Source organism: Enterococcus sp. AZ015, from assembly GCF_050499225.1.
Taxonomy (GTDB): domain Bacteria; phylum Bacillota; class Bacilli; order Lactobacillales; family Enterococcaceae; genus Enterococcus_D; species Enterococcus_D entomosocium.
In genome coordinates this window covers 2,519,594-2,539,853 of sequence record NZ_JBMHEX010000001.1, presented here as the reverse complement: position 1 = coordinate 2,539,853, position 20,260 = coordinate 2,519,594, and the positions used below count along the sequence as shown (strand labels likewise).

Sequence of the window (20,260 nt, the reverse complement as noted above, 5' to 3'; positions counted from 1 at the left end):
AGTATAGCATTTTTTTAGAACTTTATCCAATGAAAACGCAAACAAGGCTCGTTAGAATGAGAGTATAAGAAAAGGAGGAGAACAAATGCTGCACACAGTAATCTTAAAGAATAACTACCAAGATTCCATTAACTTAATGCTGCTGACGAATACGATCAATGATCTAGGCGATGTCGAAATGAGTCAAATCATGATGGGGACGGATGCAAACAAAGACATATTAAATAACACTGGCTTGCTTTCTAAAGAGGCTGAAGGTGCTTCACCCAACGATATGATGATCGTAGTCGATAGCCAAAACGAACAGATCATGGATCAAGTAATGCCAGCAATCGATTCATTTTTAGCTGATCTTTCAGCAAAAGATCAAGGCAAAGAAACGCCAGCGGCGGCTTCATGGCAAGAAGCCTTGAGCGCAATGCCGGATGCCAATGTTGCACTATTTAGTATTCCTGGGGAATATGGTGCTGCCGAGATGGAAAAAGCCTTGAAAAATGACTTGCATGTATTCTCGTTTACGGACAATGTTGCTATCGAAGATGAAGTGCGTTTGAAACAGCTGGCTCATGAAAAAGGCTTATTGATGATGGGGCCAGACTGTGGGACCGGTATTATTTCCAGCATTCCGATTGCCTTCACGAATGTCGTGGCACCAGGAAACATCGGTGTTGTTGGTGCCTCTGGTACGGGGATTCAAGAAGTGACGACGATCATTGACCGATTAGGCGGTGGTGTCGTTCATGCCATCGGGACCGGCGGACGTGACTTAAGCGACAAAGTTGGGGCGATCACTGTCAAAGATGCCATCGTTGCTTTAGAAAATCATGAACCGACAGATGTGATTTGCGTGATCTCGAAACCACCTGCAAAAGAAGTGCGGGATGAAGTCGTTCAATTGCTACAAAGTATCAGCAAACCTGTAGTAGCGATTTTCTTAGGAGAAAAACCAGAAGCCCATGAAGGAAAAGTCTATTTGGCACATACGCTGGAAGAAACAGCGCGCATTGCTGTTGATCTTGCCAATGAAGAACCAGTCAAGGCGAACTATTTTGAACGCGTGGAAACCCCAGATGTGCCCAAGCTCGCTGCCGACAAAGTGGTTAAAGGTCTTTATTCTGGCGGAACATTAGCTGCCGAAGCAGGAATGCTGATCTCCGAAGCCTTGAATTTAGAAGGCCTTGTAAAACAAGAAGGCTATATCTTACATTCCCATGGCTACGATGTGATCGACCTTGGTGATGATATCTATACCCAAGGCAAACCGCATCCAATGATCGATCCTGAAGTGCGCATCAAAAAAATCGAAGACTATGCGCAAGATGAGCAAACCGGGGTCATTCTATTTGATGTGGTGCTAGGTTACGGCGCGCATGCAGATATGGTAGGAGCTTTGTTACCAGCTATCGAAGCTGCACAGCAAACAGCCCAAGCAGCTGATCGCGCGTTGTACTTTGTTGCTACCGTCTGCGGAACTGAAAAAGATCCGCAAAACTACCAAGAAGCGGTCAACCGTTTGAAAGCAGCTGGCGTCTATGTGGCACCAAGCAATGCTCAAGCAGTGCAATTAGCCCTAGCTTTAAAAGGGGCGACTCTTTCTGAAGCAGACAAAACAGTCAATGACTATACTGGTAGCAAGGTTGAGGTGCCGACAGTCAGCGAGAAAGTAATGGAGCTGTTGACCACCAAACCACGGATCATCAATGTTGGCTTGCAAAGCTTCAATGAATCGATCCTGCAATATGGCGGGAAAACAGAACAATTCAACTGGCGTCCTCGTGCTAACGGCAACAAGAAAATGATCCGTATTTTAGACGCGTTAGAAGAATTTGACGAAAAAATCACAGCTGAAAACCAAGCAGTGACGGATAAAATCAAAAATGCCCAACCATTCTTGATCGATGTCGTTCCGGCTAAATTAGTGATCGCTGAATTAAACGAAAGTCAGAAAACCTTGCTGCATGCAGGACCGCCGATCCAATGGTCGGAAATGACGGGACCGATGCAAGGATCTTGTATCGGCGCTGCCTTGTTTGAACGCTGGGCGAAGGATGAAGACGAAGCCCGCCGCCTACTAGAAAGTGGGGAAGTCCGCTTTATGCCATGTCACCATGTCCAGGCAGTCGGTCCAATGGGCGGGATCACTTCAGGGAATATGCCTGTCTTTGTGGTTGAAAACCGCCTTGTCGGCAACAAAGCCTACTGTATTTTGAACGAAGGGATCGGTAAAGTCTTGCGATTCGGTGCTTATTCACAAGAAGTCATCGATCGTTTGGATTGGATCAAAGACGTCTTAGGACCAACCATTGCCAAGGCATTAAAACTAACTGAAGAAGGCATCAATTTGAATGTATTGATTGCCCGGTCGATCACAATGGGGGATGAATTCCATCAACGAAATATTGCAGCATCATTGAACTTCTTGAAAGAGATCGCGCCGTTGATCATCCAAACAGAAATCGATGAAAAGCAAAAATATGAAGTGATCAAGTTCTTAGCAGATACCGATCAGTTCTTCTTGAATATCATGATGGCAACCGGCAAAGCCATCGTTGACGGTGCCCGTGTCGATGCCAAAGGAACGATCGTGACCACCATGACGAGAAACGGCGTCAATTTTGGGGTTCGTGTCGCCCAAACAGAAGACCAATGGCATACTGCACCAGTCAATACGCCGAAAGGTTTGTACTTTACTGGGTTTACCGAAGCAGATGGCAATCCTGATATTGGGGACAGTGCCATTACTGAAACCGTCGGTGTCGGAGCAATGGCGATGGTAGCCGCACCAGGTGTAACACGCTTTGTCGGCGCTGGTGGCTTTGAAGATGCGCTAGAAACTTCCAATGAAATGGCAAAAATCTGTTTCGGTCATAATCCGACCTTCTCGATCCCAACATGGGACTTCCAGGGGACTTGTTTGGGGATCGACATCCGGAAAGTCGTTGAAACAGGCATCACCCCAATCATCAATACTGGGATCGCCCATAAAGAAGCAGGTGTCGGTCAAGTCGGTGCAGGGACGGTGCGTGCACCGTTAGGCTGTTTTGAAAATGCCTTGACGGCTTATGCGAAGGATCTGGGGATCGATGTTGACTGAGAAAATCAAAATCAGTGATTATCTAGACCCATTGCAACGATTCGGTCGTACCGGTCGGGTGCATAGCGTGTTTGATCGTTCATTCAATGTGATGATCGGGCAGCAGCTGGTCAATATCAACAACTATCGCAACTATTTGACTGGCTTCGGAGTCTTTTTACCAGATGCATTGTTTGAGCAAGTCCTGCCTTTGATCGAGGTCGGCAATCGCGTGCAAGTCCGAGAGCATGGTCTGATTTTTTACAGCACAAAAGGAACATTTTCTCTGTCATTAGAGGAAAAAGAATTGGTTTCGCTGCAGGTGAAGGAGCTATCCTTCACCTCTGCGGAATTGCAGCTTTTGAAAGAAATCCTGCTTCAACAAAAACTAGAAACCAAGATTGGGTTGCCCGAAGATGAGAAAACCCAAGCAGTGTTTGCGGCATTGCGGCAGCCTGTCTCAGATTGGGAACCAATCATTGCTCACCTGATTGGCCGCGGCAAAGGATTGACACCTAGCGGCGATGATCTTTTAGTTGCCTATCAAGCGATGCTCTATGCCTTGCAGCAGCCGGAAGCTGACGCGTTAGCGCAAGCATTGGCAAAACCGCTGTCTACGACGGATGTCAGCCTTGCTTATATTCAAAGTGCCAGTCAAGGGTATGTCAATTCTCTGATGCTGCAATTATTCAAAGACTTAAAAAAGCAAAACCCACAAGTGATTGAAAAAGATGTGCAGCAGTTGATGTCCGTTGGTCATTCGTCAGGCAAAGATCTTAGTTTTGGGTTCTTGTTAGCGTTGGAGTCATTGTCACTTGAGGAAAAAGAATAGAAATGGGGAGAAATCATGGAAATCAGTAACCAGAAAGATGCGGTCAAAGTAAGCAATTCTTACTGGAAAAAAGTCGTTGCTATTTTCTTTGTCGGCTGGATTTTAATGTACGCCACACGGACGATCTTCAATCCAATCATGGGTGTGATCGGAGAAGAATTCAATTTAAGCAACACACAACTAGGACTTGCCAATAGTATTTTCTTTTTGACATATGCCGTTGCGCAAATTCCTTTTGGCATCATCGGCGACAAAATCGGTCGCAAATTGGTGATCGCCCTAGGTTTTGTTTTATTGGCGGTGACTACTTACTTCAGTGGACTAGCCACAAGCTTCGTTTTGTTCTTAGTGATTCGTGCCATTGCAGGGATTGGTCAAGGTGCCTATTACGGTCCGCAATACGCATTGTCTACCGAAGCGATTCCCGACAACAAACGGACCGTCGGAAATGCCATTATCAACAGTGGGATGGCGTTTGGAACGTCTGGCGGGTACTTGCTTTCTAGTAAATTGGTCTTGGATAACGGGGGCCATTGGAGCCAACCCTTCTTCCTAATGGCGTTTCCGACCTTGATTGTCGGTGTCTTGTTCTATTTTGTTTTGAAAGAAAAAGTGATTCGTCCAGAAGATGAAGGACAAGAAATAAAAGAAGAGGGGCCAAAAGAAAAGATTTCCTTGAAGCAGATTTTTTCAAACCGCAATCTCGTGGCAGCCTTTGTTCTATGCTTTACCAGCATTTATGCAAACTTTGTGATTATAACTTGGCTGCCGCAATTCTTGATTGCCGAGCGTGGCTTTGAAGGGGCGAGTGTCGGCTTTATTGCTTCCTTAGTCCCATGGGCATCGATTCCAGGTGCGTTGATTTTTGCTCGATTGAATGATAAAACTGGCGCGACGAAAAAATTAGTCTATTTATTGGTCCCATTGGCGACCCTTTCCGTATTTGCCATTGCCTTTGTAACGGATCGTACCTTATTGATCACTGTTTTGATTTTGTATGGATTGACTGGCAAGCTGGCGCTTGATCCAATCGTCGTGACCTTTGTGACGAAAAACGCACCAAAAGGCGCCTTAGGAACAACCTTGAGTGCCTATAACTTTATCGGGATGTCGGGGTCGATCTTAGCGCCTTATGTTACTGGCTTTTTAGCCGATTCTTTAGGATCGATGCAGGTCGGGTTTTACCTGTCTTGTTTATTACTGCTGATCGGATTAGGTGTTTTTGCCGTATTAGCAAAGGAAAATCAGAAGGAGAGCATAAAATGAGTTTGAATGTGATCGCTTTAGGCGGCAATGCTATTTTAGATAAAGACCCCAGTGATGAAGGACAAAAAGCAGTCGTTGCGCAAGCAGCACGTTATATTGCCGATTTTGTCGAAAAAGGGGAAAAAGTCATTGTTTGTCACGGCAATGGACCACAAGTCGGCAACTTGCTGTTGCAGCAAAAAGCCGGGGAAAGTGAAAAAAATCCCCAATTGAAATTAGACAGCTGCGTAGCGATGACCCAAGGAAGTATCGGTTATTGGCTGCAAAATGCCTTGATCAATGAGTTTGCCACACGTCAAGCACATCCATCGGTAATCTCATTAGTCACCCAAGTTCGTGTCGATCCAGCAGATCCATCGTTTGAGAAACCTTCCAAACCAGTCGGACCTTTTTATAGTGAAGAGGAAGCCAATGCTGCGATGGCAGCCAATGGCGGGGTGTATCAAGAAGACGCTGGGCGTGGTTACCGCAAAGTGGTTCCATCGCCGAAACCGCAAGAAATTGTTGAAAAAGAAGCCATCAAAACATTGGTCGATGCAGGTGTGATCACGATTTGTGCCGGTGGCGGTGGCGTACCTGTCGTTCGCAACGATAATGGGTTTACTGGCGTGGAAGCCGTCAACGACAAAGACTTTACCGCCAGTGTCTTAGCAAAAGATGTGCAGGCCGATCGCCTGATTATTTTGACCGGTGTCGACAATATCTACATCAATTACAACCAGCCGAATCAGCAAGCCTTAGGAGAAATCAGTGTGGCACAAGCCAAGGGATACATCGAGGAAGGCCATTTTGCAGCGGGCAGTATGTTGCCAAAAATAGAAGCTGCGATTGATTTTGTTGAAGAAGATGCAGCCAGAACCGCGATTATTACCTCAATCGAAAAGTTAGCTGAACTGGATCAGCATACAGGAACCATACTTCGAAAATAAAGAGGGGATCAAAGTGAAAGCAAAAAAACTACCGATGGTGACGCAGATCGTTATTGCCGTTCTTCTAGGGATTCTTTGCGGTTTGTTCTTTGGGCAAGCCGCTTCATTCCTAAAAATCTTGGGCGATCTTTTCTTGCGTCTGATGCAAATGGCGATCCCGTTATTGATCGTTGGACAAATCATTCAAGCAGTTGGGGGGATTGCCCCGAAAGAACTCACTCGTTTGGGTGGAAAAACGATCGCTGTCTTTGGGATTTCCTCCTTATTCGCTGCTGCATGGGGCGTGCTGATGGCGCTCTTCTTTGCTCCAGGCAAAGGGATCGACTTTTCACAAGCTGTCGGCGAACCTCTGCAAGCACAAGAAATTTCTATATCAGAGACTGTGATCAACTTTATTCCCACGAATATTTTCGATGCGTTGAGTAAAGGGTCAATTATTCAAATCATCGTTTTTGGGTTGTTCTTTGGTGTTGCTCTCAATCGCTTTATGCAAAAGAAACCTGAGTCATCTCTTTATGGGCTGATCGTGGATCTAAATGAGGTTGTCATCGCTATCATTCGTTACGTGATGATCGTGGCACCAATCGGTATTTTTGCTTTGATCGCTTCAACGATCAGCTCCCTGGGCTTGCAGATCATTTTGCCATTAGGCAGCTATTTGCTCGTCTACGGTCTAGCCACCGTCACGTTCCTTGGGCTGTGGCTAGTCTTATTGACCGTTTATTGTCGGATCAATCCGTTACGATTGATCAAAAATATGAAGAATATGTCGGTCATGGCATTGGCGACGACCTCCTCTGCCATCACGCTGCCGATCGCTATGGAAGAATCCCAGAACAAATTAGGACTCAGTAGCCGCATCACCAATTTGGTATTGCCATTGGGCATGTCTTTGAACAGCAATGGGTCAGCGATGCATATGGCGATTACCGTCATGACAATCGCCCAAATGTATCAAATCAACTTTGACGGGATCCAAATGGTGATGGTAGCTGTAACTGCGACTTTCGTTTCTTTAGCCAATGCAGTTGTTCCCGGAGCGGGGTTAGTTTCCTTGGCAATCATCGTTCCCCAGCTTGGTTTACCAATCGAAAGCATTGCGCTATTTGCTGGTGTCGAATGGTTTGTTGGCATGCTGCGGACAATTTTGAACGTGAACTCAGACGTCTATTCAGCGCTGCTGATCGCTAAGTCAGCCGATGAACTGGATTATCGCGTGTTTAATCAATAAGAGAAGCCGTTGCCAAGCGTGCTTCTCTTTTTCTAAGGAGGAGAAAAGATGGAAGAAATGAGCAGACGTTCTCTGCTGGAATTAGAAGCATTGATGAAAAAGAAACTATTGGCTGCTGGTTTGCCAGAAGCCGCTGCCAGTGAAACAGCGGCGCATTTGACCTTTGCGGATGCTTGCGGGATCCATTCTCATGGTGCCGTGCGGATGGACTACTATGCCGAGCGTTTAGTAAAAGGTGGCATCACGCTGGAACCAAACATGTCTTTTGAAAAAACAGGCGCCGCTACCGGAATTTTCCACGGAGATAACGGCATGGGGCATTATGTGTGCAATGAAGCGATGGCGATCGCCATTCATCTGGCAAAAGAAGCCGGGATCGCTGCAGTAGGAATCGAGCAGACCAGCCATAGCGGGACGATGGCGTATTACGTCAAACAGGTTGCTGAAGCCGACTTAGTAGCGATCGCCATGTGTCAATCGGATCCGATGGCGGTGCCTTTTGGTGGAACCGAAAACTATTTTGGCACCAATCCAATCGCGTTTGCTGCACCACGAGCCAATCATCCACCGGTGGTTTTTGATATGGCGACGACGGTTCAAGCGTGGGGCAAAATTTTGGATGCTCGCTCGAAGAAGCAGCAGATCCCCGATACTTGGGCAGTAGACGAGCATGGCTTGCCTACCACCGATCCCTATGCTGTCCAAGGATTATTGCCAATCGCTGGTGCTAAAGGATATGGCTTGATGATGATGGTGGATATTTTAGCTGGCTCGATGCTAGGCTTGGCTTTTGGTAAACAGGTCACCTCCATGTATGCGGACTTGACGGAAAAACGCCGCTTAGGACAATTCCTTCTTGTGATCGATCCATCTCGTTTTACCAACACCGAAACCTTCAAGCAAAGCATCGATCAGATGGTGACTGAGCTGCATGCAATCCCGCCAGTAGAAGGGCAATCACAAGTCTACTATCCTGGAGAGATCAGCCAAATACACTTTGAAAAAGCCCAGCAAGAAGGGGTCATGATCCCCAAAGCGATCATCGATTATCTCGAAAGCGAAACCCTCCATTTTGATCGCTATGGTAGTCAAGATTCCTTTGCTAAATAAAAATCCGCAAAAGGCAGTTGGTTCAGAGGGGGATTGAACCAACTGTTTTTTTGCTGTCTGGAGCAAAGAGAAGTTTTCAGTCAGAAAATCGCACATTATTGGAAAGATTAGACGAATTCTTTGAGTTGGTTCATTTTGTTCAAAGCATTTCTTAAGCCATTCGACCTTTGATTGCTTGTTTTTTGGAATGTGGTAGAATAGGTCGCATAAGTTAAGATCACTCAAGAAATGAGAGAAAAGCGAGGATGCAACGTGGCAATGAATAAAGTGGTTCTTACTGGGAAAATCGCAGAGATGCCTAGTAAAGAAGCGTTTGATGCGGCGGACGATCAGGGCGTACGTTTTGATCTTGTCATTGTGTCTCAATGGCAAAACAGTGAAGAAGTGCACCATGAATGGTTTGCTTGCGTCATTCATGGAAAACAGGCAGAGACCTTTTTACGGTATACTCAAAAAGGGGCAAGTATCAAAATCAATGGACACTTGCAAGGCTGTCCTTATGAAACACCAGAAGGTCAGAGACTTTGTGCGGCAGAAGTGGTGGTGGATAGCTTCCAAATCTTAGAGTTGGCAGAAGAACCAGCGGCGCCTTTTCCTAAAAAGCGGCTATCGACACTTGATGAAACAACGCAAACAAAGTCGATCCGTAATGAAAAAGATCCCCTAAAAACACAGATGCTGGAGTTTTTAAAAGACAATCGATTATTTTAATGACGAAACATGCGGAAAGCAACGGCTTCTCGCATGTTTTTTTACGTAGAGAAAGTATTGGTAAAATTCAACTATATCTGACTAGCGGTGTTCTTTATTGCTTATCAAAGAGGGGGTTAAATAGAATGGTGATTGTAATAAATGATCGCGAAAGTGAAAATAGTGTTTCACAAAAAGTGCGGATTGGTTTAGAATAGTTGAAACATATCTTGAGAAAAAGAGCGGCGCTTGCCTTGTTCAACTGCTAGATACCGCTTTTTTCTGAAAAAATCGTTAATCAGGGAGGGAAGTCGATGGGCAAATCAATTATAGGGATCGCTGCGAATGAAGTGCAAGATGCTGGCGATGTGCTGCATCATTTGCCGATCGCCTACACACCATTAGGGTATGTGCGAGCGATCCAGCAAGCGGGCGGACTGCCATTGCTCGTGCCAATCAGTGAGCCAGCTGCAGCCAAGGACTATGTTTCACAGATCGATAAACTGGTATTAGCTGGTGGACAAGATGTTTCACCCAAGTTTTATGGGCAGGAGGCCCATCAGGCAACTGGAAGCGGTTTGTTGGCACGGGATGAGTTTGAACTAGCGCTGATCGATGAAGCGCTGCTGCAAAAGAAACCAATTTTTGCGGTTTGTCGGGGAATGCAGCTGGTCAACGTGGCATTCGGTGGCACGCTGCAGCAAGACATCAGTACCTTCAGTGAGATCATTCATATGCAGGCGCCGATTCCGAAAGAAGTGCCGACCCATGCCATCGTGACGGCTGAAAAAAGCATGTTGGCTCGTGTTTACGGTCAAAAAACAAAGGTTAATTCCTTTCATCATCAAGCGGTGGATCGATTGGCTCGTCCATTGCAAAAGACAGCTTGGAGTCCTGATGGCATCATTGAAGGCATTGAACACGTGGGTCAGCGCTTGTTGGCGGTTCAATGGCATCCTGATTTTGCCTATGATGCGCTTATACAAGAACAAGCGGTTTTCAAGTATGTCGTTGACGTATTGTAAGAAAGAGGATCACGCAAGGAGGAGAAAAATGAAAAAGAAAATGATGGGTATCACTGCTTTCACAGTATTGGTTTTAAGTGCCTGCAGTACCACGAGCCCCACGACGGATTCTGGACAGCAAGAGGAGCAAGGAGCCGTTGCGCAAGAAATTCAAGTGTCAACCGCTGGCGCCTTATCAACCCTTGATAGCGGACAATACACGGATGTCAATAGTTCCGATATGATCGGACAAGTGGCAGAAGGGTTATACCGTCTGGATCAAGAGGGGGATCCTGAGCTTGCGATGTCCGCTGAAGAGCCTACGGTATCAGAAGACGGACTGGTTTATACCTTCACCATTCGTGATGCAAAATGGAGCAATGGCGATCCTGTTACTGCGGATGATTTTGTCTACGCCTTTCAATATGTTGCTAATCCAGAGAATGGTTCTAGTAGCAGTAATCAAATGGATGTGTTGAAAAATGGCAGTCAAGTGCGTCAAGGGGACGCTGAGGTGAGTGAGTTAGGTGCAAAAGCATTGGACCAGCAGACGTTAGAGCTGACATTGGCAAGTCCAATCTCGTATCTGGATCAAATTTTGGTCGGGACACCTTTTATGCCAAAAAACCAAGCGTTTGCTGAAGAAAAAGGTGCCGATTATGGGTTATCAGCGGAAAATTTTGTCGGCAATGGCCCATTCTTGATCGAAGGGTGGAACGGGACCAACGAATCATGGACGTTAACGAAAAATCCTGATTATTGGGATGCTGAGAATGTCCAATTGACCAAGATCGACGTGCAAGTAGTGAAGGAAACGGCGACTGGTGTCAGCCTTTTTGAAACAGGAGAACTGGACTACACCACCTTAACGGATACTTACGCGCAGCAATACCAAAACTCAGCTCAAGCCAACTATGTGCCAAAGGCGCTGGTGGGGTATTTAAGTGCCAACCAAAAACGAGAAGTCACAGGCAATGTCAAGGTACGTCAAGCAATTTTACAAGCCATCGACAAAGAGGCATTTGCCGAAAATATCTTAGGTGATGGGTCCACTGCATTGAACGGCTTTGTGCCAAGCAACTTTGCCAAAGATCCTGAAACAGACCAAGATTTTCGTGAAGAAAATGGCGATTTACTGCCGTACGATTTAACAGCCGCACAAGAGCTTTGGGCACAAGCCAAAGAAGAGTTGGGACAAGAGGAAATCACTTTGGAACTGTTGTCAGCAGATACAGCAGCAGCCAAGAAAACCATCGAGTTTGTCCAAGGGCAGTTAGAAACCAATTTGCCGGGATTAACCATCGATGCCAAGTCGATTCCTTTACAAAACCGTTTGGACTTGCAATCCCAAGGTGAATTTGATCTCGTCTTTGGGACTTGGACACCAGATTACGCGGACCCGATCAACTTCTTAGAATTTTATGATTCAACAGGTGGCTTGAATACGTCTGGGTATGCTAGTGAAAGTTACGATCAAGGGTTAGCAGAAGCACGGACGACTTTAGCAAACGACCCAGCTGCCCGTTGGGACTTATTGAAAGAACTGGAAAAACAATTGATCGTTGAAGATACAGCCGTTTTGCCGTTATATCAAGGGGCGGTGGCGTATTTGAAAACAGATCGTTTGCAAGGGGTGCAAGTGTTTCCTTTTGGACGAACAGTATCCTATCGCCTAGCATCTGTCACAGAATAAACAGGTAGTAAGAAAACAGAGGAACTTTTTTTCAACTAAGTGTGCTGATCAAACAGCGTTTGTTGAAGAGAAGGGCATCTGTTTTTTTATTTTAGCCAAAATCGTTGCAACTCTTGGGGTAAAACAGGAATTCGTTTTCAAAAAAAGGTTGTTAAAAAGGGCTGTTTTCACATCTGTGTTTTTAGAAAAGTCAATCTTTTTTAAAGAAAATTAATAAAAGTTGTTGCATTCTCAGAAACTTATCTGTAAAGTGTTAGGTGTAGTCAGCAAAATAAAAAGAGAAGGAGGGATTACGATGCAAAAAGTATTTGATAAAAAAACAACCAAATTGAATAAAGTGAATCCCTCATTCGGTAACCATTAGTGTACAGATAATGTCTATAATAACGACGTTTATGCTCTGTCCTTTTTCCGAAGGGACAGAGCTTTTTTGTGTACTTTTTTAGAATGTGAGGGATAAAACATGAAGTATGTATTAAAACAATTAACAACGTATTTTAAAGAACATAAGGTGCGCTATACCTTCGTATTCGTCTTTATGGTGATTGCTAGTGCGATGTATGTCGCACCAATCTATATCTTGCGCTTATTCATTGATGCGCTGATCCAAGATAATTTTGATTATTCGGTACTGGTCCAATACGTGACCCTCTTTGCCGGAGCTATCTTGTTAGGATATCTGGCCGAATTTGTTTGGACGTTTAATTTATTTATTGGTTCCTACGATTTGCAAAAACAATTACGGGAACAATTGATGAGCCACTTTCTTAAAATGGGGGCGCCGTTTTACCATCGTTTCCGAACAGGCGATTTAATGACTCGTTCCAGTGACGATGTCCAAGTGATGGGGATGACCGTTGGGTATGGACTGATGGTTTTCTTAAATACTAGTTTGTATCTAAGTTTTATCGTGGCGATGATGGCTGGGACGGTTTCTTGGCTATTGACCTTGATTGCCTTGATTCCAATGCCGCTTTTAGCCTATTACATTTTCAAATGGGGCTCACAAGTCGATAAGGCGTTTACGGAAGCGCAGAATTCTGTTTCTGAGATGAATAGTGAAGTGTTGGAGATCATTGATGGCATTCGGGTCGTCCGAGCTTATGGACTAGAAGGAGCTACCACTGAACAGTTTCAAAAGAAAACACTGGAAACAAGAGCAAAAAACAATATCGTTTCTGAGATCGATTCCCGTTTCGGGCCGCTGATTACCATCATCTTAGCGATCAGTTTTGTGATGAGCTTTGGTGTCGGGGCGTTTCTTGTTGCCAACCAAACAATCACCATCGGTGCGATGGTCTCTTTCCAAGTGTACTTGACAATGGTCGTTTGGCCGATGATCTCAGCAGGAGATCTTGTGAATGTGATGCAACAAGGTGCCGCATCCTGGCGTCGGATCAATGAAGTGCTGCAGACGGGTGATGAATTAGAAACTCCTGGTGAAGCCGACCTGCAAGCCATCAATACGATCCGTTTTGAAGCATACCATTTCCAATACCCACAAGCAGCTCGTTATGTGTTAGAAGGACTGGATTTGACGATCACTCGTGGAGAAGTCTTAGGGATCGTTGGGAAGACCGGTAGCGGAAAAACGACGCTGCTAAGACAATTCGGTCACCGCTATCCATACTCTGATCAAGTACCCTTGATTAACGAGCAGCCGTTGACGACCTATCAAACAACAGCAGTGCGCAACCACTTTGCAGAAGTGCCGCAAGAACATACCTTGTTTTCACGAACAATTCGCGAGAACTTGCTATTCGGACAGCCAGATGCTTCCGAAGAAGTGTTGTGGGAAGCACTGGAAGCCGCTTGCTTTAGTGAAGACATCAAGCGGATGCCAGAAGGGCTCGAAACGGTCGTCGGTGAGAAAGGCGTTTCCCTGTCTGGTGGACAAAAACAACGCTTGTCCTTAGCACGGGCGTTTTTACGAAACAGTGAAGTCCTCTTACTGGATGATGCCCTTTCGGCAGTTGATGCCAAAACGGAACAAGCCATCATCACGAATTTGAAAACGATGAAGCAGGCACCGACCTCCATCATCGTGACCCATCGATTGTCCGCCATCACCGAAGCGGATCAAATCATCGTCTTAGAAGACGGACGGATCACACAGCGTGGTACCCATCAGGAGTTGATCGAAACGCCAGGCTGGTACCAAGAACAGTATTACCATCAACAGTTAAAGGAGGACGATACAAGTGTTCTCAACGATTAAGCGTTTGCTCACGTATTTGAGCTATTATAAAAAACAATTTACCGTGGGCGCAATCTTGCTGTTGTTGGCAGCAGCGCTCGAACTGACTTCACCACTGATTGCCAAACAGCTGATCGACCGAGTGATGACACCGGCGGTTGACAGCAGAAACCTAAACACGATGCTTTTGATCCAATTACTCGCTGGGTATTTGCTGGTCAATTTGATTGGTTCTCTCTTTCGTTATATCAGCTTGCTGCAATTGCGAAAAATGTCCAACAGTATTGTCAAAAAAATGCGGGATCAGCTTTTTGACCATATGCACAAATTACCGGTTTCTTACTTTGACCAGATTCCAGCCGGCAAGGTCGTCGCACGGATCACGAATGACACCGAAGTCTTGCGGTCTAATTTCTACGTGATCGTGATCAGTAATTTGTTAAGCAACATTATCCAAATCATTGGTGCGTTTATTGCATTATTTCTTTTGAACCGCACCTTAGGAGCAGCGATGCTGATCCTGATCCCGATTTTAGGAATCTGGCAGCATTTTTACACCAAATATGCCTCTCGTTACAATTTAGCAATGCGGGAATACATCTCACAAATCAGTGGGCAGTTAAATGAATTTGTCCAAGGAATGGCGATAATCCAAGCCTTCCAACGAGAAAAGCAGTTGCAGAAAGAATTTAATGAAACAGTAGAGAAATGGTTCAAAACTGGACGTAAATACCTCTTACTCGATTCAAGTATCGCTTGGGGATTAGGCAATTTGTTGCGAAACTCAACGATCTTGCTTTTGATCACGACCTTGGCCGCCTTTTTCCTTGATGGCCGCTTGGCGATCTCAGCAGGCTTGCTGTATGCCTTTATTGATTACATCAACCGCCTGTATGATCCCATCGAAGGGCTTGTCCAAACCATCACCAATGTGCAGCAATCATTGGCTGCCGGACAGCGGGTCTTTGAGTTTGCTGATCAGCCGGTTGAAAAACAACAAAGTGAGCAGCTGACTGTCACGAATGGCGATGTTTCTTTCCAACAGGTGACCTTTGGCTACGATCCTGAGCAAGCGATCTTGCACGATATCAACTTTGACGTTGCCGCAGGAGAGACCATTGCTCTAGTCGGTCATACTGGTTCTGGAAAATCGAGTATTTTGAACCTGTTGTTCCGTTTTTATGATCCGCAGCACGGAAAAATCGTTGTGGATGGACAAGTGATCGCTGATTTTGATCGTCATAGTTTAAGAGATTCAATGGCGATCGTCATGCAAGATCCCTATCTATTTACTGGAACGATCGCCAGCAACATCGGAATGAACGATCCAACGATCACCGAAGCGATGATTATCGATGCCTTGAAACAAGTCGGCGCTGACTACCTTTTGAGCCGCTACGAAAAAGGCATCCATCATCCAGTCGTTGAAAAAGGCAATGAGTTTTCTAGTGGAGAACGCCAGCTGATCAGTTTTGCCCGTGCATTGGTGTTTGATCCGAAAATCTTGATTCTGGATGAAGCGACGAGCCATGTGGACACTGAAACAGAATCCATCATTCAAAAGGCGATGACCATCTTGCAAAAAGGACGGACGACCTTTATGATCGCTCACCGTTTGTCAACGATCAAACAAGCAGATCAAATCTTGGTCTTGGATCAAGGGAAGATCGTGGAACGGGGAACCCATTCGAGTCTTGTCCAAGGGCAAGGAATCTATCAGCAAATGTATCAAATGCAGGCAGAGCAGCTGTAATCAGCGGTGATTGCCGACAATGTTAACCGTAAAAGAAAATCCTTGAGCCTCCTGCATGGGAAGTGGCTCAAGGATTTTTTATATAATGCGAAGGAGCAGCCAATCATCTATGGGGAGTTGGAAGAGGAGGCCTTCGCTTATATATCAATAGGAAAAGCTGTAAGATGATGCCGTAATTTTGCTAAGAAACGCTCGCCGATCACTGATAACGGGCGATCGTTCTTTTTAATGAGGATGATCTCACCCTCGGACGCGTCGATCAAAGGAAGAAAAGCTAAGTCTTGGCGTTCTGGTTGGGCAACGATCCCCGAGCCGGTTCCATAAAGATCCGTCTGTTGTAATAGCTGGACCATCGTGCCTCGATCGCTGACATGCACCACTTGAGGGCTTTGAGCGAAGTCGATCAAATCTTCTGAGAAGAACGAATAGCGTTCATCTTCTTGCAAAAAGCGTACTTGTGGATAAGGGGCGAGATCTCTTAAGGAAAGCTGCCTTTTTTCTGTCAAGGGATGAGCTGCTCGCAAAAAGACATGGGGGCGAAACCGTCCCAACGCCTCGAAGGACAATTGGGCGCCTTGCAGCAGTCGTTCCAATCCTGCTTGGTTTTGCTCATTCAAATAAAGGATCCCAAATTCACTTCGATATTGTTGCACGTCCGTGATCACCTTTAAGGTCGTGGTTTCTAATAAGCGAAACTGGCGGCAGTCGGGAAATTCCTGCAGCAGCTCACTGAAAATTCCAGCCGTGAAATCATAGTGCTGGCTTGCGATAGCGAAGGTTTGACTCGCTGCTTGCTTGCTGGAAAAACGCGTTTGCAGCTGCGCCACTTGACTCAAGATCGGCTGGGCATGGTCTAGAAATTCCGAGCCTTCGGCAGTCAAGCGGGCGCCTTGATTCGTACGCTCGAAAAGCTGGACCTCCAATTCTGTTTCCAACTCTTTCACGGCTTGGGAAAGACTTGGCTGCGAAAGATACAGCCGTTTGGCTGCTTCACGAAAACTTCCATGGTCAGCGATCGCTTGCACGATGCGCATTTGTTGAATATTCAATTTTTGACCTCCTTTACAAAGATTCAGACGGGGAATGGTCCACTAATCAATAGTAGTCATGTCTTTTCCTTCTATAGTAATAGAAGCTTCTTTAAAAAATACGACGACAGTTGCTGCCTATTGCTACTTGTGAAGCGGTCATTGCAATTCTTCAGGAATAAACCAATAACCCGTTTGATTTTCTTCTGCCAGCAGTTCTTTAAAGGCTTCAGAATGATAAGCTGCCACCACTGCCTGTGCCCAGTCACTATCTTTGTTGGCTTTTTTTACCGTTGCCACCAGTTCATACTCTTGCAAAATGTCTTCACTTAATAAGCTTTCCTCTGCAGCGATTCCAGCACTGTAAACGATGCTGCCGGGAATCACCGCATAGTCTAAATCTGCTAAGCTGCGGGGGATTTGCGCAGAATCCATCTCAACGATATCCAAGTCATAAGGATTGTCAGTAATGGTTCTTAACGTCGCGTCAATGGGCGCCACTTCCGGGTCAAGTTCGATCCAGCCGGCTTTTTGCAGCAGCAACAGGGCCCGGGCACTATTTGACGGATCATTGGGGATCCCGATGGTATCGTTTGCTTCAATCGCTGCTAAATTGTCCTTTCTGCCAGGATACAAGCCGGCTGGAACGGTAGGAATCGGTGTGATACCCACTAAATCGGCATCCGTGTTTTCATTGAAGTTTTCTAAATAGGCGGTGTGCTGATCGACGTTTAAGTCGATCTCGCCATCGTTCAATGCAATGTCCGCTTCCAAGACCCCAGTAAAGCCAATATCCGTCACAGTATAGCCAGCTTCTTCTAAAATCGGTTTGATTCCTTTGAGAAACAGTTCGCTGTAAGGCCCTGGTGTCGTCCCCAATCTGATTTCTGTCTGCTGTTCCTCGGCATTTCCCGTTACTTCTTCTTGATTGCCACAACCGGCAAATAAAACTAAGGACAATAAACCAATGCCCACACCCAATCGAATCTTTCGTTTCATAACTTTTCCTCCTTTTTTATAAAAAAAGCCTTCCCAAAGAATAGTCTTTGGGAAGGACGATCATTTCGCGGTACCACCTTCGTTTGTTTTTTGCTGAAACAAAAAACCTCAGTCAGTTCATCAAATAAACTGCATTGCGCTATCGGGCTTTCTCCGTCGGGGATTGTTCGTCCACGAATGCTCAAAGGTCATTTTCGGATCGTCTTCCTTACTCGTTTCCACCAGTTCCGAGTTCTCTTGAAAGAAAGGGGGGATCGTACTCTTCTTCTCACTGCATGTGTATGAAATTAGTAGTATCTTAGAACAAGATGAGAAAGTTGTCAATTGCTTTCGTGATAGGTGATTCCAATCACTACGCAGGTAGTAGGGGAACAAATGGACAAGGGCAAGAATAGACCTAAAAAGCAGGAAAAGCAGATGAATGGTCGAAATCGCTTGGTTGGGTTAGAATCGAAACACAAAACAAAAAAAGAGGCGAGCAAATGAAATTACTTTTGATTGGACATACCGGCACACTTGGGCAGCTTTTAGTTGAAGGCTTTCAGCAGGTACCAGAGGTGGAGCTGATCACGGCTAGCCGTAGCAATGGCGATCATCAGGTCGAAATTGCGGATGCAGACAGTGTCAGCCAGCTATTTACAGCCACTGGGAAAGTGGATGCCATTGTTTCCGCTGCGGGAAGCACAGTGTTTAAACCCTTTGAGGAATTGACGCCAGCAGATATTCAACAGTCGGTGGCTTCGAAGCTGCAAGGACAAGTCAACCTTGCGTTGATTGGCCAGCATTTTCTCAATGAAGGTGGCAGTATCACGCTGACTTCTGGAATTATCAAAGACGAATTTATCCCAATGGGCACGCCTTCAGCACTGGTCAACGGCGGTTTAGAAGCCTTCGTGGCATCGGCAGCTTTTGAGATCGGTCAGGGGATACGAATCAATGCAGTCAGTCCCAATGCGCTTGTGGGCTCTTGGGAAACCTTCGCCGATTCTTTCAAAGGCTTTATTCCCGTTGGTGACGCACCCGTTTTTGCAGCGTATCAAAAAGCAGTCTTTGGAATCATGACTGGCAAGACCTTCACCGTTTATTAAGGAAAAGCAGAAGTAGAAAAAAACCGCCAAATCAAAGCTGACTTGGCGGTTTTTGTTCTGCTGAAAAAGAAGTAGCAAGCAGTTAAGAAGAGAGCAATTGGGTTTTCAGCTTGGGCATTTCTGCTTTGAGTTGTTGGCGAGCAAAAGCCAAGTCATTGATCCAAGAAGCAATCGCTTCTTTTTCTAAGAACAGAGGCATTCGATCGTGGACTGGTTCAACAGAATCGTTCGCGGCAGTCGTTAGAATGATTGATTCGGTTTCGATCTGATCCTCTTTTTGAAGGATGCGATAAAAACCAGCAGCATAAATCACGTGATCTTGCGAAAAGAGGAACTTTTCCTTTTCATGATTCCATTCATAGAAACCAGACATCGGAAAGACACAGCGATGCTCTTGGAAAGGCTGGCGAAAAGTCGGTTTCTCTTCAACGGTCTCAGAACGCGCATTGATCATCAAATGCCCTTTTTTAAAGCCGGTAAAGCCCCATCTTGTCACACCAGCTACAACTTGTTGTTGTTGATTTGCACCGATGGTTACGACGTGATTGGAGGGGAAAACATCATTGATAGCGACAGTCTGTTGGCGCTTGCGGGCTTTCGCCGCGGCTTCTTGATAATATTCTGACAATTCGCCAGTTGATGGATCAAATAAGTATCGGCCGCACATGGACAGGTCACTCCTTTTTTTGGATTGGCTGGTGCCTTTGTTTCAGTATAAAGACTCAAGGCGTCAAAACCAACTAACTTGCTTCACAGCGTGATTCGACAAGGAAAGGATAGGGACGGTTATGTAAAAAGTTAGTACCGCGAAAAGAGTTAAAAGAAATCAGATAACAAAAAAAGGCAGTCACCTACTGAGGTTGACAGCCTTTTTTATTCTAGTTGGTTAGCCAATTTTTTTAACTCTCCCGCCGATTTTATTTGCGAAACGTTCAGCATCTTCTCTGCAAGTATAGGTCAATGCAATTGTTTTGTCCCGTGTTCTTTTTCCTTCGGCGGTTAGATAACCATGAAAGATTTTAATCGCATACAATCGATAAACACCTCCTTATCCTTCGTAATAATAACAAATTTACCGCTTACATTCAAGAGATATAGTAAAAGTTTATTTTTTGTTAGTTATTTTATTAAGAAATTGTTCAAACGCTTAAGAAAAGATTGAGAGATAAAGGGAGGAGGTGTGGAATAGACCAATGCGCATTTGAAAGGAAAGACGAAGGAACCTAGATGTATAAAGTTACTGCTACTTGCTTTCCAGCATAGAAGGACAAAGAATGAAAGCTGTTTTGTTTTGAAATTTAAACAAATAGACCAATCGAGGAATAGCTAAGATAGGTGTCAAAAGTAGAGAAGAGAATCTATTTTTG

At 45.3% G+C, this 20,260-nt stretch carries 16 protein-coding genes and 1 other annotated feature; of the genes, 12 read left to right on the top strand and 4 right to left on the bottom strand.

All coding sequences use genetic code 11. The annotated features are described in order from the left end of the window. Positions 1-85: 85 nt before the first annotated feature. The 11 genes from fdrA to IGK85_RS11735 all read left to right on the top strand — a co-directional run bounded on the left by fdrA (position 86) and on the right by IGK85_RS11735 (position 15,778). The gene (fdrA, locus tag IGK85_RS11785) at positions 86-3,094 is read left to right on the top strand and encodes a DUF1116 domain-containing protein (protein ID WP_008379208.1); all 3,009 of its coding nucleotides are present in this window, start codon (positions 86-88) and stop codon (positions 3,092-3,094) included. Next, positions 3,084-3,905, top strand: coding sequence for a DUF2877 domain-containing protein (locus tag IGK85_RS11780; protein WP_008379206.1), 822 nt, complete (start codon positions 3,084-3,086; stop codon positions 3,903-3,905). Before fdrA ends, IGK85_RS11780 begins: the two co-directional genes overlap by 11 nt. A 15-nt stretch (positions 3,906-3,920) precedes the next feature. Beyond that, on the top strand, positions 3,921-5,171 hold the full coding sequence (locus IGK85_RS11775) for an MFS transporter (protein ID WP_008379204.1): 1,251 nt from the start codon (positions 3,921-3,923) through the stop codon (positions 5,169-5,171). Continuing rightward, positions 5,168-6,100, top strand: a complete 933-nt coding sequence (gene arcC, locus IGK85_RS11770; protein ID WP_008379201.1) for a carbamate kinase — start codon at positions 5,168-5,170, stop codon at positions 6,098-6,100. Before IGK85_RS11775 ends, arcC begins: the two co-directional genes overlap by 4 nt. A 13-nt stretch (positions 6,101-6,113) precedes the next feature. Continuing rightward, complete coding sequence (locus IGK85_RS11765; RefSeq protein WP_008379199.1) at positions 6,114-7,331, top strand: dicarboxylate/amino acid:cation symporter; 1,218 nt, start codon at positions 6,114-6,116, stop codon at positions 7,329-7,331. A gap of 48 nt (positions 7,332-7,379) precedes the next feature. Further along, entirely contained in the window at positions 7,380-8,441 is a 1,062-nt protein-coding gene (allD, locus tag IGK85_RS11760; protein ID WP_008379197.1) for an ureidoglycolate dehydrogenase, read from the top strand. Positions 8,442-8,669: 228 nt separating this feature from the next. Further along, positions 8,670-9,152 (top strand): single-stranded DNA-binding protein, encoded by a 483-nt coding sequence (ssb, locus tag IGK85_RS11755; protein ID WP_035006702.1) that lies wholly within the window; start codon positions 8,670-8,672, stop codon positions 9,150-9,152. Between the two features lie 293 nt (positions 9,153-9,445). Beyond that, on the top strand, positions 9,446-10,156 hold the full coding sequence (locus IGK85_RS11750; RefSeq protein WP_008379192.1) for a gamma-glutamyl-gamma-aminobutyrate hydrolase family protein: 711 nt from the start codon (positions 9,446-9,448) through the stop codon (positions 10,154-10,156). 28 nt (positions 10,157-10,184) lie between these two features. Continuing rightward, positions 10,185-11,828, top strand: coding sequence for a peptide ABC transporter substrate-binding protein (locus tag IGK85_RS11745; RefSeq protein WP_008379190.1), 1,644 nt, complete (start codon positions 10,185-10,187; stop codon positions 11,826-11,828). A 463-nt stretch (positions 11,829-12,291) separates the two neighbouring features. Further along, a complete protein-coding gene (locus IGK85_RS11740) occupies positions 12,292-14,046 on the top strand; it encodes an ABC transporter ATP-binding protein (protein WP_005234510.1) in 1,755 nt (584 codons plus the stop codon). After that, complete coding sequence (locus IGK85_RS11735; RefSeq protein WP_008379188.1) at positions 14,030-15,778, top strand: ABC transporter ATP-binding protein; 1,749 nt, start codon at positions 14,030-14,032, stop codon at positions 15,776-15,778. Before IGK85_RS11740 ends, IGK85_RS11735 begins: the two co-directional genes overlap by 17 nt. Positions 15,779-15,915: 137 nt before the next feature. Here the strand turns inward: IGK85_RS11735 and IGK85_RS11730 are convergent, their stop codons facing one another. Then, positions 15,916-16,827 carry a LysR family transcriptional regulator gene (locus IGK85_RS11730; protein ID WP_008379185.1) on the bottom strand — a complete coding sequence of 304 codons (912 nt, stop codon included), beginning with the start codon at positions 16,825-16,827 and terminating at the stop codon, positions 15,916-15,918. A 138-nt stretch (positions 16,828-16,965) separates the two neighbouring features. After that, positions 16,966-17,805 carry a MetQ/NlpA family ABC transporter substrate-binding protein gene (locus IGK85_RS11725; RefSeq protein ID WP_008379183.1) on the bottom strand — a complete coding sequence of 280 codons (840 nt, stop codon included), beginning with the start codon at positions 17,803-17,805 and terminating at the stop codon, positions 16,966-16,968. 49 nt (positions 17,806-17,854) lie between these two features. Next, positions 17,855-18,086, bottom strand: a binding site (T-box leader). Between the two features lie 201 nt (positions 18,087-18,287). Here IGK85_RS11725 and IGK85_RS11720 point away from each other — a divergent pair. Beyond that, a complete protein-coding gene (locus tag IGK85_RS11720) occupies positions 18,288-18,893 on the top strand; it encodes a short chain dehydrogenase (protein WP_008379180.1) in 606 nt (201 codons plus the stop codon). A gap of 82 nt (positions 18,894-18,975) precedes the next feature. Here IGK85_RS11720 and IGK85_RS11715 read toward each other — a convergent pair whose 3' ends face one another. Both IGK85_RS11715 and IGK85_RS11710 read right to left on the bottom strand, forming a co-directional pair. Beyond that, positions 18,976-19,560: an SOS response-associated peptidase gene (locus IGK85_RS11715; RefSeq protein WP_005234526.1), complete on the bottom strand. Its 585-nt coding sequence runs from the start codon at positions 19,558-19,560 to the stop codon at positions 18,976-18,978. A 219-nt stretch (positions 19,561-19,779) separates the two neighbouring features. Next, entirely contained in the window at positions 19,780-19,926 is a 147-nt protein-coding gene (locus IGK85_RS11710; protein WP_005234527.1) for a hypothetical protein, read from the bottom strand. Positions 19,927-20,260: the final 334 nt, after the last annotated feature.